This window comes from Haladaptatus paucihalophilus DX253, from assembly GCF_000376445.1.
In the GTDB taxonomy this organism is placed as follows: domain Archaea; phylum Halobacteriota; class Halobacteria; order Halobacteriales; family Haladaptataceae; genus Haladaptatus; species Haladaptatus paucihalophilus.
Genome location: NZ_AQXI01000001.1, coordinates 465349 through 480950, shown reverse-complemented (window position 1 = coordinate 480950; position 15602 = coordinate 465349). Strand labels below are relative to the sequence as shown.

The window sequence follows — 15602 nt, the reverse complement described above, 5'->3', positions numbered from 1 at the left end:
GATGTCGCCTCTCGTCATCCGCGCTGCGTTTGTAACGCACGTGTCGCTCTCACGGTTGCACGTGTTGCTCTCACGGTTACTGTACTTCCTCGCACGCGCCGCTCGGACAACGGCCCTCGGCGTGTGCGTGAAACTCCGGTTCGAATTCGTCCATCGCGGTCGTTACGGGCCGCGACGCCGACCGTCCGAAATAGCAGATGCTCGTCTCGCGCATCGTCCGGGCGAGTTCGCGGAGCATGTCGTCCTTGAACTCGCCGGAGTAGATATCTCGAAGCAGGTTCGTCAACTGCTTCGAGCCTTCGCGGCAGGGAACGCAGCGCCCGCAGTTTTCCTCCTCGGCGAACCGCGCCCGCGTTCCGGCGGTCACCACGGCGCACCGCGACTGGTCGAAGAGTTCGACCACGCCGTCGGTTCCGAGGCGTGCGCCGGTCAGCGCCGGGGCGCTCGGCGTGTGGTCGAGCGAGCGCGTGACGCCGCCGAACTGCCCGCCGACGCACGCCATCTTGAACTCGCTATCGACCGAGACCGCCTCCAGCACCGTTTCGAGACTGCCGCCGGTCGGCAGTTCGAGGGTCGCGGGGGCGGTCACGTCGCCCGTCACGGTCAGGAGTCGCGTGCCGGGGTCGGCGTCGTCCGGGTCGAACGCGTCCGGGTCGCGCAGGATTCGTCGAACCTGTGCGAACGTGCGCGGCGTGTGGACGATTGTCGGCCGACCGTACAACCCGTGCTCGCCGGGGGACGGCGGGCGGAGGCGGGCCTCCAACCGGTCGTTACCCTCCAGTGCTTCGAGGGCCATCGTCGGCTCCGCCGCGATGTACATGTCCGGGGCGGCGAAGGTGCGAATCGTCACGCCCTCGGCGGCGTCGGTGTCGTTAAACGCGGTCATCGCCTTCCGAACCCGTTCACGGGTTCCGAGGGCGGATTCCGGGCAGTAGACGACGATATCCTCCGCACCGATGGCCGAGGCGACCGCCGTCGCGCCGTCGAGCACCGCTACGGGGTCGGCCTCCAACAGCGTCCGGTCGGTGGCATTCCTATCGTCGGTTTCCCCGGCGTTCACGACGACGACCGGGTCGCCGTCGGTTTCGCGGGCCGTCCGCCACTCCTCGGCGACCGGTTCGTCCATCCGCGCATCGCCCCGTCCGCGGCCGAGCAAGCCGACGGTTTCGACCCGCGAGATGACCGTCTCCGGGGCCGCACCGGCCTCCGCCGCGACGAACTCCTCGTAGCCCTCCGCGGTCGTCGGGTCCACCCAGCCGCACCGTTCGAGGACGTCCCGGCGACCGACCGACAGCGGCCCGTCGTCCGGCACCGGGAAGGTCGCCTGCTCCTCGCCGTGGCTCACGACCGCGTGTGCGCCCTCCTCGACGACGGTGCCGTCCTCCAGCGATTCGACGAGGGTTCGGGCACGCTGGGGGGTGCAGTTCGCGTGAAACGCGGTGGTTCCGTCGGCCGTGGTCGCCACGAGCGGCGTCAACTCCTCGATTCCGACCGGGCCGACGTTCGCAACCGCCACCGTTTCCGCCGCGTCACGTGCACTGTCGAGCACCGCTTCCGCGTCCTCGCGCCCCGCCCCAGCCGAAACGCGAAGAATCGGTGCATCGAGTGCGGGCGAATCAGAAGTTCCCATTCCCGATGTACTATTACAGCCAGCCGATAAAAGATTATGACCGGCAGGCCGACACGACGATAAAAACGACCGCGACGACCGCGTTAGAACGGCGGTTCGAGTTGGGTACGCGACCGCTTTCGTCGGCGGAGCGCGAGCGCGACGGTCACGATTGCGAGCAGGATGGCGAGGAGAGAGCGGCATCGCTTCATCGTGTCACCCCGTCTTGTAGACGCCGCGCGCTTCCGCGACGTGTTCGTCGTCCTCGTCGTAGACGCTCACGTCGACGGTTCCCACGTCGCTCCCGTTCCGCACTACGTCGGCCTCGGCGTAGAGATCGCCCGTACCAGCGCTCAGATAGTCGATTCGCATGTCGATGGTCGGCACCGGCTGGTCGTTGAGGGAGACGAGCGCAGCGCCGCCGACGGTATCCGCGAGGGTGAACGTGACGCCGCCGTGGGCCATGAGTCGGTCCTGATTCCACGACAGTTCCTCGCGTATTTCGAGTCGCCCCTCGGCGTGTCCGTCCGCCGCTTCCGTCACCTCGACGCCGAGCAGGTCCGCGAACGGCATGCCTTCGAAGAACGCTTCGATGTCCATACCACGACTGGACGCGGGGAGTAATTAAATGTACGTGGGGAGACCCTCTCAGGTATGCACGTTTCCGACGACGACGGAATCAGGACCATCACGTTCGACCGCCCGGAGGTTCGGAACGCCTTCACGCCCGACGCGGCGGGCGAACTCGCCGAAATCCTCGCCGAAAGCGACCCGAAAGAACAGGACGCCATCGTGCTGACCGGCGAAGGGAAAGCGTTCAGCGCGGGCGGCGACATCGAGTCGATGGCCGAACGCGAGGAGAACGTCCGGGAAGCCTACGAGCGCGTTCGTGACACTCTCTCCCGCGTGGTCCACGAGGTGCTGACCGCGCCGGTGCCGGTCGTAGCGAAGGTCAACGGCGACGCGGTAGGTGCGGGGATGGCGCTCGTCACGGCCGCCGACTTCGCCTACGCGACGGAATCGGCGCGGTTCGCGGCGTCGTTCATCAACGTCGGCCTCATTCCCGACATGGGCGGAACCTTCCTCCTCCCGCGACTCGTCGGGCTTCGAAAGGCGAAGGAACTCGCCTTCACCGGCGAACTCATCTCGGCCGAAGAGGCGGCCGAACTGGACGTGGTGAACGAAGTCGTCCCGGACGAACAGCTCGATATCCGGGTCACGGAGCTGACGGACACGCTGGCGGACCAGCCGACCCACACCATCGCGCTGGGCAAGCAGGCCCTCCACGAGAATCTGGGCAAGGACTGGCGCGAAGCGCTAGATTACGAGACGATGGTGCAGTCGCAAGCCTACGACATGCCCGCCCACATCGAGGGCGTCGCGGCGTTTTTGGAAGGTCGGGAACCGGAGTTCGAATAGCGGAGAGCGGTCGAATCGCAGTTCGGTATTCGGAGGATTTTTCGGCGGTTTTTGACAGAGGATTGTTATCTTTGTTCGGTGGGGTCGTCGGTTTTCGAACGGATAAACTGTATCTCGCTCTATCGAATCATCCCGTCCGCGAACGATTCAGCGTCAGGGATTTTCGGAGCGGACGCCATCCGTCGTCGTCATCGTTCGATAACGGCTCGACTGACGGCGCTGACTGACGAATAGCCGCGAGCGACGCCGCCGACGAATACATCCCGACGAGCGACACTTCGACGAATTTCCACCGAGTGATTTAACGGAATGGAGGCCCACGGTACGAAATACGAAAACCGATGGTCCCAGATTTCTTTACCGCTACCGTCGTGGCGCTGGCAGTCGGGGTCGGGCTCGCGTTCACCTACTTCGGCTACTCCTTCGTGACGCAACTCACCTCGCTCGTCGGCGGTCTCGGCGGTGCCCTGTTCGGCAGTTTCGCCGCTCGAACCCTCGCCCCCGCACTCGGCATCGCGTCGCCGAACCTGTTGCTCGTGTCGCTGGTCGGTGCCCTCCTCGGCGGCCTCATCGGGAGTCGGGTGGCCCACTCCGCCCAACGGTTCGCCATCGTCGGGGGGAGCGCCCTCGCCGCTGCCTCGGCGGCGTACGCGTCGTTCGGGTCGGGTGGAGTCGAAACGATTGCCCTCCCGATGCTCGACGGGGCCGCGGACCCGCTCGTCGGGTCGCTGCTCGTCGGCGGTGTCACGGGGATTCTCGTCTGGCGGTTCTACCTGCCGTTCCTGACCGTCGTGACGAGCCTCCTCGGGGCGACCATCCTCCAACAACTCGCGCGCCAGTGGGGGAACGTCCTCCCGGTGTTTCAGGCAGACGTGTGGGCGATGCTCGGGACGAACGAGGTGTTCTGGCTCCTCCTCGTCGGGTCAGGCGTCCTGATCCAGTATCGCCGCCACCGCCGCCTGAAATCCCACGTTCGGTTGCGGCGGCTCTCCCCCGGACGGTCGCGGTGAATCGCCTTTTATTCCCGTCTTAGTACTGTTCGACGATTTTCAGTTCATCGCACTGTCGGACACCACAAAGCTTTCACCAGATGTGATGGAAACTATTTGTGAATCCACATGTCCCCCTGGTTGGTCACCTACACGTTCAGAGATGGGAGCACCGTCCGCCGCACCCTCGATGCTCCGACGATAGACGACGCGTACGAAGCGTCCACCCTCCCGAAGACTATCGGCGACCGCGTTCTCGACGGGATAACCATCGAGGAACGAGCGCAGCGGTCCGACGGCCACCGCACGTCGATACGGTTCGGCGAAGAGGAGCGAGGTACGGAACCCACGCCGCAACCGCGGATGGCGGAGTCCGGCGAGCGCGTGCGGAAAGTCGCGGGAGATACGTCGTAAGCGACCCGTCCACGTGAACAGGCCGCTGAAGATATCATTCGAAACGAACCGGAAGGTCAACCGCCTCAATACGACGAACGACTCGTTTCGAACGCTATCGATTCGGATGTCCCGATTGATCCTCCACTGACATCCACGAGGAACGCGCACCTACTCGACGTCCTCGAACGCTTTCAACACGACCTTGCTCAGCGACGGGTGGATGTGGATCGTCTCGGTCACGTCGCCGACGGTCCCGGACCCGCTCGCCAGCGCGAGAAGGACCTCGTGAATCAGCGTCGAGGCGTCGGTACCGATGATGTGACAGCCGATAACGGCCCCGTCGGGGTCGGCGAGCACCTTGACGAAGCCGTCCCGGTCCTTGAGCGCGTTGCCCATCACCGTCTCCCGGTAGGCACATCGACCGACGGCGTACTCCCGCCCCGCATCCGCCAACTCTTGTTCCGTTTTTCCCGTTCCGGCAATCTGCGGTGACGTGAAAATCGCGTGGCCCATGCTCGTATACTCGACCGCCTCTCGTTCCCCGTCGAGGGCGTTTTTCACGACGTACTTCGTCTCGTGGTCGGCGGCGTGTTTGAACTCGTAGGTCCCGATGACGTCACCCTGCGCCCAGACGTGCTCCGCGCTCGTCTCCAGAAACTCGTTCGTCTCGATGTAGCCGCGGTCGTCGAGTTCGATACCCGCTCGTTCCGGGTCGAGACGGTCCGTGTTCGGCCGTCGCCCGGTCGCAACCAGCATCTCGTCGGCCGTGACCGCGACCGGTTCGCCGTCCTCCGCGGTCGCCGTGACGGTCACGCGCCCATTCGATTGAGAGACCGCGGTCGCCTCGTAGCCCGCGTGAACCGTGTGGCGGCGACGGGCGATTTCGGTGAACGTCTCCGCGACATCGCGGTCCTCGTTCGGGACGAGCACGTCGCTCCGACCGATGATGGTGACGGCCGTCCCCAGCGCCTCGTAGAAGTATCCGAGTTCCGCGGCGATGTAGCCGCCCCCGACGATGACCAGTCGGTCGGGTTGGCTGTCGAGTCGGAGCGCGTCGGCGCTCGTGAGGTATTCCACGTCCTCGATGCCGTCGATGGGCGGAATCGACGGGCGCGCTCCGGCGGCCACGACGACTTTTTCGCCACGGATGCGCTCGTCGCCGACGTCCAAGGTTCGCTCGCCGACGAACCGCGCGTCGTCGCGGAACAGCGTAACGTTCTCGCGCTCCTCGTCGATTCGTTCCATCCTCCGCGATTTGCCGTCCACCGCTCGGGTCACCTCGTGGACGATGCGGGGAAAATCGATTCGTTCGAGGTCGGCGTCGATGCCGAACTCGCCCGCTCGCCCGACGGTTTCCGCCACGTCCGCCCGGTGTATCAGCGTCTTCGACGGGTTACAGCCGCGGTTGACGCACGTTCCGCCGACAGGCCCCCGTTCGACGAGCGCCACGTCCAATCCGCGGTTCGCGGCCGCGAGCACCACTTTGTTTCCGGTTCCCCCGCCGATAACGACGACATCGAACTCCTCCATTCCGTTCACCCGGACTCCGTACGACGAGGAGGGTCAAGAATCCCCGAGGCGTTCCTTAGAGGAGTCGGTCGCCGCCGACCGTCACGGACACCGAATCGACCGTCTTCCCGTCGAAATCGACGGCGGTGAGCGTGGATTTCCCGACGGGAAGGAAAACGCTCTTCGACGTTTGGCCGCCGTAGACGCCCGCCGTGTCGAACTCGCTTCCGCTCGAACTGACGACCACGAGGGTCCGAACGCCGTACTCCGTCGTCGCTGACGGCGTGAAGGTCACGTTCGCGTTCACGCGACCGCTGGCCCACGGTTCGCTGACGGAGATCGCTTTGAACACGATCGAATCCTCGATACCCGTGACGCGGACCGTCGGGCTGAGAGTCAGACACCCGCTCGTTCCGACGACTCCCGCGGCGGCCGCCGCACCGAGGAACGCTCGACGTGAGCGTCGGTTCTCCCCTTCGTTCGCGTCGTCGTTCCCCGTCATCGCTGTGAATCCCGCAGGATGAGCGGCCCGATGGCGAGGGTTCGTTTGGCGACCGTGGCGATACGGAGGATGTACGAGACGAGGAGCATGAACGGAACCAGCGTGACGCTGAACGCCGCGCCGACGACCAGCAGGATGTCCGAAAATCCGAACGTCGTTCCCGTGAACGTCCCGCTGCCGACGAACGCGAGCATCGAACCCGCCACGAACAGCGCGGGAATCGCGGCGTACAGTATCATCTGCGAGAGGTCGATGAGCGCCCACTGGAAGTAGAGCGTCTTGATGTGTTCGCGTGCGGGGCCGAACATGGACAGCGAGGTCTTCAACCGCTCGAAGAGTCGATACTGGTCGTCCGTGAGGTCGTCCCGATACTCGTCTCGCATCCGTTCGACGTGGAATATCTTCCACGAGTAGTTGAAGTTGAGCGCCGCGAACAGCACGTCGAACGTGCCGAACGTCGCACCGTCGAGTTGCTCTTTGACGGTATCCGCGTTACCGGTGAGGCTGTCGATGAACTCGTCGAGTTCGCCGCGCAGTTCCTCGTTTCCGTCCCGTTCGACGGAGTTCCGAAGTTCGTTCGCTCGTTCCTCGGTCGTGTCGATTATCTCGCTCAGGAACTTCGACGGGTCGGACGGCGTGGTGTGGCCCAGCATCTCGCCGACGAAGTTCCGGAAGTCCATCGCGTCGCTCATCCGTCCGCGCTGGTCGCCGAGCGGACCGTTCTCCTGTGAGATAACCAACTGCGTGATGGTGACGACGAGCGTCGTCGCGGTGATGTTCGCGCCGAGCATGGTCGAGAACATCGTCTCGATGGTGTCCGATTTCGCTATCTCGGACCGCAAGGGCGGGTAGAGGAACGTCCCGGCGATGACGAACGCGACGAAAAAGAGCAGGACTATCCCACCCGTTACGAACAGTCGTCTCGCGCCGAGAACGACCCAAAGCTTTGCTCTGCTCTCGCCCGCCCGCTCGCGCATCGTGTTGGCGGTGCTGATCTGGTCGCCGTTGTCGTCTCGCTCACTCATTCTCGTCGTCGTCATCCCTCCATGCCGGTCGCTTGAAGACGAGATACTTCGTCCCGCCGCCGACGTATTCGATGGTCGTCACCAGCTCCCAGCCGTCTTCGCCGAGGTCGTTCAGGTCGTTTTCGGGGTCGATGGATTCCTTTTTCGTGCTTCCCCGCGGCGGCCTGATGGTGTGGTATTCCCACCGCTCGGTCGCTCGTTTCGCCATGGGTGGTTTTCTTCGGGGGAGGGAAGGAATAGAATTGTGGCCCCGAACTGTCGCGTAGCGGTCCGCGAGACTACAGGTCGAGGAACTCCTCCGCGTTCTCCCAAAGTATCTTCCGCTGGACCTCCTCGGGGAAGTCGAGGTCCTCGAACTGGTCCAACCACTGTCCGGGGCGAATCATCGGGTAGTCCGTCCCGAACATCACTTTGTCCCGCAGGAGCGTCTTCGCGTAGTGGAGCACTTGGTCGTCGATGTACTTCGGAAGCCACCCGGAGAGGTCCATGTAGACGTTGCCCTTCTGCTGGCAGATGGCGAGTTGCTCCTGCTCCCACGGGAACGCGGGATGTGCGAGCAGAATCTGGAGATCCGGGTGCTCGGCGGCCACGTCGTCGATGAGCATCGGGTTTCCGTACTTGATTTTGAGGCCCCTGCCGCCGGGTGCACCCGCGCCGAGCGTCGAGTTACCGCCGTGGAAGACGACGGGGACGCCGAGGTCCTCGATGGTCGAGAACAGTTCCTCGTGTTCGGGAGCGCTCGGGTCGAAGCCCTGAGCTATCTGTTGGAATTTGAACCCGGAGAGGTCGAGGTCGTTGACGACGCGTTCGGCTTCCTCCACGCAATCGTCCTTCAGGGGGTCGACGCTGCCGAAGCCGATGAAGAAGTCGTCGTACTCGTCGCGGACTTCAGCGACGTAATCGTTCGGCACCGGCGGGTTTCCGGTGTTGGTCTCGGCGTCCCAGCCGAGCAGAATCGTCCGACCGATTCCGGCCTCGTGGTACTCCTCGACGAGCGAATCGTAGGTGTCCGTCTCCATCTTCGCGCCGAACTTGTTCGCGGCGTCCTCCATCATCTGCCCGCCCGCGTCCTCCAAGAACTCCTTCGTCGGCTGGTGGGCGTGCGTGTCGATAATCCGCGGTTCGTCCTCCGCCTCGAGTACGTCGAGCGTCATACGCGATAGTTCGCCGGAGAGGTGAAAAAGATGAACGACCCGGAGTCACCCCGCCATCACACCGCGTCGGCGTACCGTTTCGAACATTCATGAACGATATTTTTAGTAATTCAACCACGAACTGATTTTATGAATTATACTCGCGTTTCTGCTGAAGATGTCCGAGAATCCAGATACACCGAACGAGCGAACGACACTCGACCGACGGTCGTATCTAAAAATCGCAAGCGGCGCACTGGTTGCGGGAGGAACCATCGCTTCCGTCACCCCGACGACGGCCACGTCGAGCGTGACGAACGGTGACATCGACAGCAACGTCGAGGCGACGACGGCGACTCCGGACGGCTTCCAGTACGACGAGGTGTACGACGTCGTGGACGACCTCGGAATGGACCCGAGTGGGGAGGAACCCATCGACGACATCCTCCGCGAGAATCTCCAGAGCAACACGAAACTGGAGTTCCCGGACGGGACCTACCGCGTTACCGAGTTGGTGTATAACTACGGAAACGGACTCCACGACTTCGGGATGGTCGGCGTCGAGGAGGGGGCGACGATGCTCCTCGACACGCCGGACAGCGCCACGCAAAACCCCGGTGCGATGTGGCTGTCGGTGGGCGGCGCGAGCGATTCGTACAACATCCAGTACGAGGGGCTTCGACACGACGTCACCGACGCCCCGGAAGCGCCGGGGATGCAGATAAACGTGGACGACGGCCTCCTCGTCCGGGACGTGGACCATCACGGCGTCCACGACGGGTCGAAAGGACCGTTCATCTTCGGCGTGCTCACCGACGACGGGTCCGGGTTGGTCGAGGGACTCCGCGCCCCCGACGGCGCGCCGGACGGGAGCGGCGCGGTCGGCGTCTTCGTCCACCAGTACACGAAGGGGGACCTCGAATTCAGGGACTGCCACGTCGGAGGATTCCCGAACAACGGCCTGTACGAGTCGAGCAAGAGCACCGGAACCGTCACCGTCACCGGCGGCGAGTACAGGAATAACAACATCGCGAACGTCCGTCTGGCCGGGTCCGGCGGTACGGTTCGTGACTGCTGTGTCGTCATCGACGACGCGCATTCGTCCTCCTCGTTCCCGACGAACATGCGGGGTATCTGGCTGTTCGCCGACGACGCGACGGTCGAAAACTGCGACGTCAGCCTGACCGCCGACGTAGCGAGCGACGGGGCGATAGTCGCCGCCGGTGCGGGAACGACCACGATTCGAGACACCCGGATTCGAATCGGCACCGACGACACGGCGGCGATGTACGCGGTGAAGCCGAAGTCCACGCCCGCGCCGGTCGTCTGTTCCGGCGTACAGGTGACGGGCGACGCGAACCACACGGGAAGCGGCTATCCCGGCAGCGCGCCGCTCCGCGCCTTCGGCCGCCCGAACTCCGTCTTCGAGTCCTGCTGTGTGAGTCAGACCGGTACCGACCGCGACGGAATCCTGTTGCAGTACTGCGACGACAGCACGGTTACGGGAAGCGGGTTCGACGTGACCGGGGACGCCGTCGTCCTCGACCACTCGGACGACGTGACCCAACGGTGTAACTCGACCTGCGGGGCGTCCTGTGCCTCCCCGTCGTGCTCGTCGGAGGAGTAAGGCCGCCGACTCGCGGTTTTGGTTCGTTTTTCACAGTCCCGCGTTGAGCATGAGCACCGCTACGGCACTCGTGACGATAGCCACGGGGACGCCCACCGATAGCAACCGCCGGATGGAGATGTCCACCCCGCGGCGGGCGGCCTGCTGAAGCGCGATGAGCGTCGCCGCGCTGGCGATGGGCGTGGCGTTCCCGGCGAGGGTGCTGACCGCCGAGAGGACCAGCCAACCGGATTGAGTCGTGACGCCCGACGAGAGCAGGACGACCGCCGGAACGTTGCTGATGAGGTTCGACAGGACGAACGTCAGTCCGGCGAATCGCCAACTAGCGCCGAATCCGGAAACGAGTCCCATCAGCGACGTCTCCTCCAGACTGCCGACGAGGACGAAGATGCCGACGAACAGGACGATGATGCTCCAGTCCATCCCGTGCAGTATCTCCTCGCCGGGCACTCGACGGAACAACTGGAGCCACGTGATGTGAATAATTCCCATCGACGCGGCGATGATGCCGGGGTCCGAGTCCGGGAAAACGATGAGAAGGGCGAACGTGGCGAGGAGAAAGACGACGCTCGACAGCGCCCACCGCTCGTCGATGTCGGGGACGGGAATCTCCGGGAGCGACGTCCCGGCGGCCGTAATCGGCACGAGGACGAGCGCCGCGATGAGCAGGCAGACGAGCGCGACCGGCGCGAGGTGCGCGACGAACTCGACAGACGTCAATCCGCTTCGGTTCAGGATGTAGGCGTTCTGCGGGTTGCCGAGCGGCGTCGCCGCGCTGCCGATGTTCGCCCCGAGGACGACGGCGATGAGCGGCGGCACGGGGTCGATGTCCGCGTTGCGAATCACCTGCACGAGGATGGGGGTCAGCAACAGGACCGTCGCGTCGTTGAGCGCGACGGAGCTGAAGACGGCGGCGACGACGAGCGTTCCCACGGTGAGTCGTCTCGCCGTCCCGGTGAAATCCACGAGGTACGACCCCGCCCAGCCGTAAAAGCCGCTCCGCGAGAGCGCCTCGACGTGGGCGAGCATACCGAACAACAGGAGGAGAGTGCTCGTATCGACGCTGGCGAGCGCCTCGTCGGGAGAAATCGCCCCGAGCGCGAGGACGACGACGGCACCCGTCGCGCTCGTCAGCGACCGGCTGAGCGGGTAGACGCGAATTTGGTTGAAAAACAGCAGGCCGAAGGTACAGAAGACGACGGCGACGACGAGCGCGTCGGAGACCATGGACTAAATTTCGAAGGGAACGGCATAGAACGTTCGGACGGCTCGCGGTTCGACTGGCCGACGAAAATCGAACGGCGGGATTAGTCCCGGCGCTTGATGAGGAACTTCATGTCGCCTTCGAAGACGACGGTATCCTCTTGGTTGGTCATCGTGGTGTCGATGACGACGAGACCGGAGTCCTCGCGGCTGGAGAGGTCCTTCGTCTCGATGACTTCCATGTCGAGCGAGATGGTGTCGTCCATCTTGACGGGCGCGGGGATGTCCATGTAGTTCATGCCGAGGAACGCGAGGACGGTGCGCTCCAGGAAGCCACAGCGGTAGACGAACCCGGTCGCCAGCGAGAACGTCATCGGGCCGTGTGCGACGCGTTCGCCGAAGTACTCGTCCTCGGCGTAGTGCTTGTTCGTGTGGAGTTCCGTCCAGTCGCCGGTGAAGGCCGAATGCATCACGAAGTCGTACTCGGTGACCGTCCGGCCGACGCTCTCGAACGTCTGGCCTTCCTCGAAGTCCTCGAAGTAGTGTGGTTCGTAGCTGTAAGCCATGTCGAATCCCACTCGGGAAGAATATAAGTAACTACTGTGCGGAACCGACCCATGGCGAATATCCCGGACGAGAGATACGACGAAATCGCGAACGACCCCTTCTGTGCGACCCTCGGAATCGAACTCACGACCCTCGAGTCGGGCGGGGCGCGGACGGAACTCACGGTCCGAGAGGAGTTGCTGAACTTCCACGGGACGCCCCACGGCGGCGTCGTCTACTCGCTCGCGGATGCGGCGTTCGCGGCGGCGTCGAACGCCGACGGCGACACCGCGCTCGCGCTGGAGACGAACATCTCCTACCTCTCGGCCGCGGACGTGGGCGACAGACTCGTCGCGGTCGCCGAGCGCGAGGACGAGACTCGACGCACCGGTACCTATCGGGTGGACGTGGCCGTCGAGGCGAGAGCTGAGGAAGACGAGGCGGAAACCGAAACGGAAGACGGGAGCGGGGGAACGGAAACCGCGAGAGAAGGAAGCGAAGGAACGGAAGAAGCAAGCGACCCCGAGAACGTCGCCATCTTCCGCGGTCGGGTGTACAAACCCTGACAGCCGGACCGACACCGACCGCCGAAGCACCCGACGGCACCCCGAACACTCCCAAACATCCCCGAACACCCGTCGAACTCGGCCTCGATTCGTCCCACTTCGGTCGTTATATTTCGAGCCAATTTTAATTCCATTGGTAGTTACTTCGAGAACTGCACGCGGTAACCACGTTCGAAACGCTCACCGAAAAGAAATGAGAATTTTATCGGCACGAGGAGCTTAAATTCCAAATTTGGCTGGATAATGGTGTGATTTATACCGTTTCAGTAAATGTCGTGAGGTATGAACACGAGTCCCATGCCGTTGGCTCCCTCGCTGCTGTACGCAACGGCCGGTGGGCGATCATCGCGGCAGAACGTCGTCGTCCTGTCCGACGGGGGTGACGCCGAACGGACGGTTTCGTTCGCGGCGACGCTCGCCGACGCACGGGGTGGCGAGTTGATACTCGTCAATGCGGCCGTCCGGTCGTCGGGAACGCCGCTCAATCTCGCCGGAGACGTGCTAAACGAACGGCAAGCGGCGGCTCGACGGACTCTTCGGACCACCGTCGATTCCGCATTCGACGTTCGAACCCGCGCGGCGGCCCGAGTCGGACGGAACTATCTCACCATCGCACGGACCGCGAGCGAGGAGTTCTCTGCCGGTGTGGTCGTCGTGGACGAATCGGAGTCGATGACGTCGACGGCGTTCGGTCGAAGCGTCTCGACGCGCGTCGGTGGCCACGTCGATTGTGACGTTATCTCCGTGGGCGGAAATCACCTCTCGACCGACGTGACCTCGATTCTCGTTCCGGTGGCTGGCGGGCCACACTCCGGGCTGGCCGTTGACATGGCACGATACCTCGCCGAGAAACACGGCGCGTGGCTCGAACTCCTCCACGTCGTCCCGAGTTCCGCGGACGAACGCGCTCACACCGACGCGGAGCAGTACATCGCCGCGGCCAACGAGCGCCTCGGCGACTTCAGCGCCGTCGACGAGTGGATTCTCGAAGCGGACGACGCCACCGACGCCATCGTCGACCAGTCTCAGTACTACGACGTGACGGTGCTCGGCGCGCCGCAAAAGAACAGGCTTCGGGAGTTCGTCTTCGGGTCCACGACGGCGGACGTTCGTTCCTCGGCGTACAGCACCGTCGTCAGCGTCGAACGCCCGGACGGGCGCGACTCGCTGCTCGGTCCGTGGCTCTGAGTCGAGGGACGCGAAGCGCCGCCCTCAGCGGTGGTCGTACACGCGCTTTACCTTCCCGACCTCGGTCCGTTCGAGGGCACCCGGTTCGACCACTTCCAGCGTGTCGGGTTTGACCTCTAGAATTTCGCGCAAACGCTCCTGAATTCGCTCGCGGAGTTCGTGCGGCGAATCGTCGAAGTCCTCGTGGTATTCGACGGTTATCTCCATCCTGTCGAGTTGGCCGTCCCGCCGCAAGTCGATTCGGTAGTGCGGGGCAACGGCGTCCAGGTCGACCATGACCTCCTCGATTTGGCTCGGGTAGACGTTCACGCCGCGAACGATGAGCAGGTCGTCGGCGCGGCCCGTGACGTTGCCCATTCGAACCATCGTCCGGCCGCAGTCACACCGCCCGTAGTTCAGCGTCGTCATGTCGCCGGTTCGGTAGCGCAGAACGGGCAGGGCTTCCTTGGTCAGACTCGTGATGACGAGTTCCCCCTCCTCGCCCTCGGGGAGCGGTTCGCCCGTCTCCGGGTCCACGACTTCGGGGTAGAAGTGGTCCTCCCAGACGTGGAGGCCGTCCTGTGCGTCCGCACACTCGATGGAGACGCCCGGCCCGATGATTTCCGAGAGGCCGTACACGTCCACCGCGGTCACGTCGAGCGCCTCCTCTATCTCCTCGCGCATCGGGTCTGTGAACGGTTCCGCGCCGATGATGACCGTCGAGAGCGGGAGGTCTTTCGGGTCGAGGCCGCGTTCTTCCATCGCTTCCGCGAGGTACAGACAGTAGGAGGGCGTACAGGAGAGCACGTCGCTCTCCAAGTCTTGGAGCATGTCGATTTGCCGGGCGGTGTTGCCGCCGCCGACCGGAATGACGCACGCGCCGAGTTCCTCGACGCCGTCGTGGAACCCGAGACCGCCGGTGAACAATCCGTAGCCGTAGGCGTTCTGGACGACGTGTTCGGGTTCGACGCCCGCGGCGGAGAGCGACCGGGCCATAACCTCGCGCCAGACACCGAGGTCGGAACCGGTGTAGCCGACGATTTTCGGCTTTCCGGTCGTCCCCGACGAGGCGTGAATCCGCTGTAGTTCGGCACGCGGGACCGCAAACATTCCGTCCGGGTAGTTGTCGCGGAAGTCCTCTTTCGTCGTGAAGGGGAGTTTCGATACGTCCTCGACGCTCTCGATGTCGTCCGGCGAGACGCCGGCCTCGTCGAGCGCGTTCCGGTAGTGGGGGACGTTTTCGTAGGCGTGTGCGACCGTTTCTGCGAGTCGGTCGTCCTGAAGCGCACGCAGTTCCTCCCGAGATGCACTCTCGGCATCACTGTATGTCATGCTTATTCATGATTTGAAGGGGTGCGGGAAAACTGTTTCTCGATTCCCGCCGAAATATCGCGGCTCGACTGAACGTTTATTTTCCTCGCCGTTGCACGCGGAGTGGATGGCAACTGTCTCGGAACTGTGGGGGCGGTCGAGTGCGGGCAAACGACACTGGCGAGTCTTCGTCGGCGGGTACGCCGCGGTCGTCTTCGCGCTCCTCGTCGTCGTGACGCTCGCCGGTGGGTCGGTTTTCGCCGACTCGTTTCTGCTTTCCGCGGCGCTGTTTTACGCGCCGCCGTTCGTCTCCGCGGCGAGCGCCTTTCGCGGCGGCGGCGCTCCCGCCAGCCTCGCCGTCGGTCTCGCACCCGGCGTTTTGTTCGCGTTCGTCGTCGGGAGCCGCGCTCTCGTCGGCCACCCCGTACAGGGAGAAGCGCCGCTCTGGGCGCTGACCGTTGGGTTCTCACTCCTCGGCGTGGTCGGGGCGCTGCTCGGGTACGGGCTCGGAAGGGGCGTGCTCCGCTTCGTGGAAGGGTAGCTGATTCGGATGACGTGAAAGGAGGGGAGGGAAGGGAAGTCGCATTGGGCGCTGAGCTC

17 protein-coding genes are annotated in these 15602 nt (G+C 64.1%); 7 read left to right on the top strand and 10 right to left on the bottom strand.

Annotated elements, in window-relative coordinates; all coding sequences use genetic code 11:
• Positions 1-76 precede the first annotated feature (76 nt).
• A complete protein-coding gene (locus B208_RS0102720; RefSeq protein WP_007978968.1) occupies positions 77-1630 on the bottom strand; it encodes an NADH-ubiquinone oxidoreductase-F iron-sulfur binding region domain-containing protein in 1554 nt (517 codons plus the stop codon).
• 195 nt (positions 1631-1825) lie between these two features.
• A complete protein-coding gene (locus B208_RS0102710; RefSeq protein WP_007978970.1) occupies positions 1826-2209 on the bottom strand; it encodes a PaaI family thioesterase in 384 nt (127 codons plus the stop codon).
• Between the two features lie 54 nt (positions 2210-2263).
• On the opposite strand from B208_RS0102710, the gene B208_RS0102705 reads away from it, so the two are divergent.
• The 3 genes from B208_RS0102705 to B208_RS0102690 all read left to right on the top strand — a co-directional run bounded on the left by B208_RS0102705 (position 2264) and on the right by B208_RS0102690 (position 4431).
• The gene (locus B208_RS0102705; protein WP_007978971.1) at positions 2264-3028 is read left to right on the top strand and encodes an enoyl-CoA hydratase/isomerase family protein; all 765 of its coding nucleotides are present in this window, start codon (positions 2264-2266) and stop codon (positions 3026-3028) included.
• Between the two features lie 341 nt (positions 3029-3369).
• Complete coding sequence (locus tag B208_RS0102695) at positions 3370-4038, top strand: hypothetical protein (RefSeq protein ID WP_007978973.1); 669 nt, start codon at positions 3370-3372, stop codon at positions 4036-4038.
• Between the two features lie 108 nt (positions 4039-4146).
• Positions 4147-4431 (top strand): hypothetical protein, encoded by a 285-nt coding sequence (locus B208_RS0102690; protein WP_007978974.1) that lies wholly within the window; start codon positions 4147-4149, stop codon positions 4429-4431.
• A 150-nt stretch (positions 4432-4581) separates the two neighbouring features.
• Here B208_RS0102690 and B208_RS0102685 read toward each other — a convergent pair whose 3' ends face one another.
• From B208_RS0102685 to B208_RS0102665, 5 genes are all read right to left on the bottom strand, one after another.
• The gene (locus B208_RS0102685) at positions 4582-5943 is read right to left on the bottom strand and encodes a dihydrolipoyl dehydrogenase (protein WP_007978976.1); all 1362 of its coding nucleotides are present in this window, start codon (positions 5941-5943) and stop codon (positions 4582-4584) included.
• A 55-nt stretch (positions 5944-5998) separates the two neighbouring features.
• Positions 5999-6424, bottom strand: coding sequence for a twin-arginine translocation signal domain-containing protein (locus B208_RS0102680; protein WP_007978978.1), 426 nt, complete (start codon positions 6422-6424; stop codon positions 5999-6001).
• Positions 6421-7449, bottom strand: coding sequence for a hypothetical protein (locus B208_RS0102675; protein WP_007978980.1), 1029 nt, complete (start codon positions 7447-7449; stop codon positions 6421-6423). The genes B208_RS0102680 and B208_RS0102675 overlap by 4 nt, the downstream gene beginning before the upstream one ends.
• Positions 7442-7657, bottom strand: coding sequence for a DUF4177 domain-containing protein (locus B208_RS0102670; protein WP_007978981.1), 216 nt, complete (start codon positions 7655-7657; stop codon positions 7442-7444). The genes B208_RS0102675 and B208_RS0102670 overlap by 8 nt, the downstream gene beginning before the upstream one ends.
• 70 nt (positions 7658-7727) lie before the next feature.
• Positions 7728-8603, bottom strand: a complete 876-nt coding sequence (locus tag B208_RS0102665) for an amidohydrolase family protein (protein ID WP_007978982.1) — start codon at positions 8601-8603, stop codon at positions 7728-7730.
• A gap of 157 nt (positions 8604-8760) precedes the next feature.
• Between B208_RS0102665 and B208_RS0102660 the strand changes: the two genes are divergently transcribed.
• Positions 8761-10209, top strand: coding sequence for a right-handed parallel beta-helix repeat-containing protein (locus B208_RS0102660; RefSeq protein ID WP_007978983.1), 1449 nt, complete (start codon positions 8761-8763; stop codon positions 10207-10209).
• A gap of 30 nt (positions 10210-10239) precedes the next feature.
• Here the strand turns inward: B208_RS0102660 and B208_RS0102655 are convergent, their stop codons facing one another.
• Positions 10240-11436 (bottom strand): ArsB/NhaD family transporter, encoded by a 1197-nt coding sequence (locus B208_RS0102655; RefSeq protein WP_007978985.1) that lies wholly within the window; start codon positions 11434-11436, stop codon positions 10240-10242.
• Positions 11437-11516: 80 nt separating this feature from the next.
• Positions 11517-11978 (bottom strand): MaoC/PaaZ C-terminal domain-containing protein, encoded by a 462-nt coding sequence (locus tag B208_RS0102650; protein ID WP_007978987.1) that lies wholly within the window; start codon positions 11976-11978, stop codon positions 11517-11519.
• A gap of 51 nt (positions 11979-12029) precedes the next feature.
• Here B208_RS0102650 and B208_RS0102645 point away from each other — a divergent pair, with 51 nt between their 5' ends.
• Both B208_RS0102645 and B208_RS0102640 read left to right on the top strand, forming a co-directional pair.
• A complete protein-coding gene (locus B208_RS0102645; RefSeq protein WP_007978989.1) occupies positions 12030-12524 on the top strand; it encodes a PaaI family thioesterase in 495 nt (164 codons plus the stop codon).
• 282 nt (positions 12525-12806) lie between these two features.
• Entirely contained in the window at positions 12807-13712 is a 906-nt protein-coding gene (locus B208_RS0102640) for a universal stress protein (RefSeq protein ID WP_007978992.1), read from the top strand.
• Between the two features lie 24 nt (positions 13713-13736).
• Here B208_RS0102640 and paaK read toward each other — a convergent pair whose 3' ends face one another.
• Positions 13737-15023, bottom strand: coding sequence for a phenylacetate--CoA ligase PaaK (gene paaK / locus B208_RS0102635; RefSeq protein WP_007978994.1), 1287 nt, complete (start codon positions 15021-15023; stop codon positions 13737-13739).
• A gap of 106 nt (positions 15024-15129) precedes the next feature.
• Between paaK and B208_RS0102630 the strand changes: the two genes are divergently transcribed.
• Positions 15130-15543: a hypothetical protein gene (locus tag B208_RS0102630; protein ID WP_007978996.1), complete on the top strand. Its 414-nt coding sequence runs from the start codon at positions 15130-15132 to the stop codon at positions 15541-15543.
• The last annotated feature ends 59 nt before the right edge of the window (positions 15544-15602 follow it).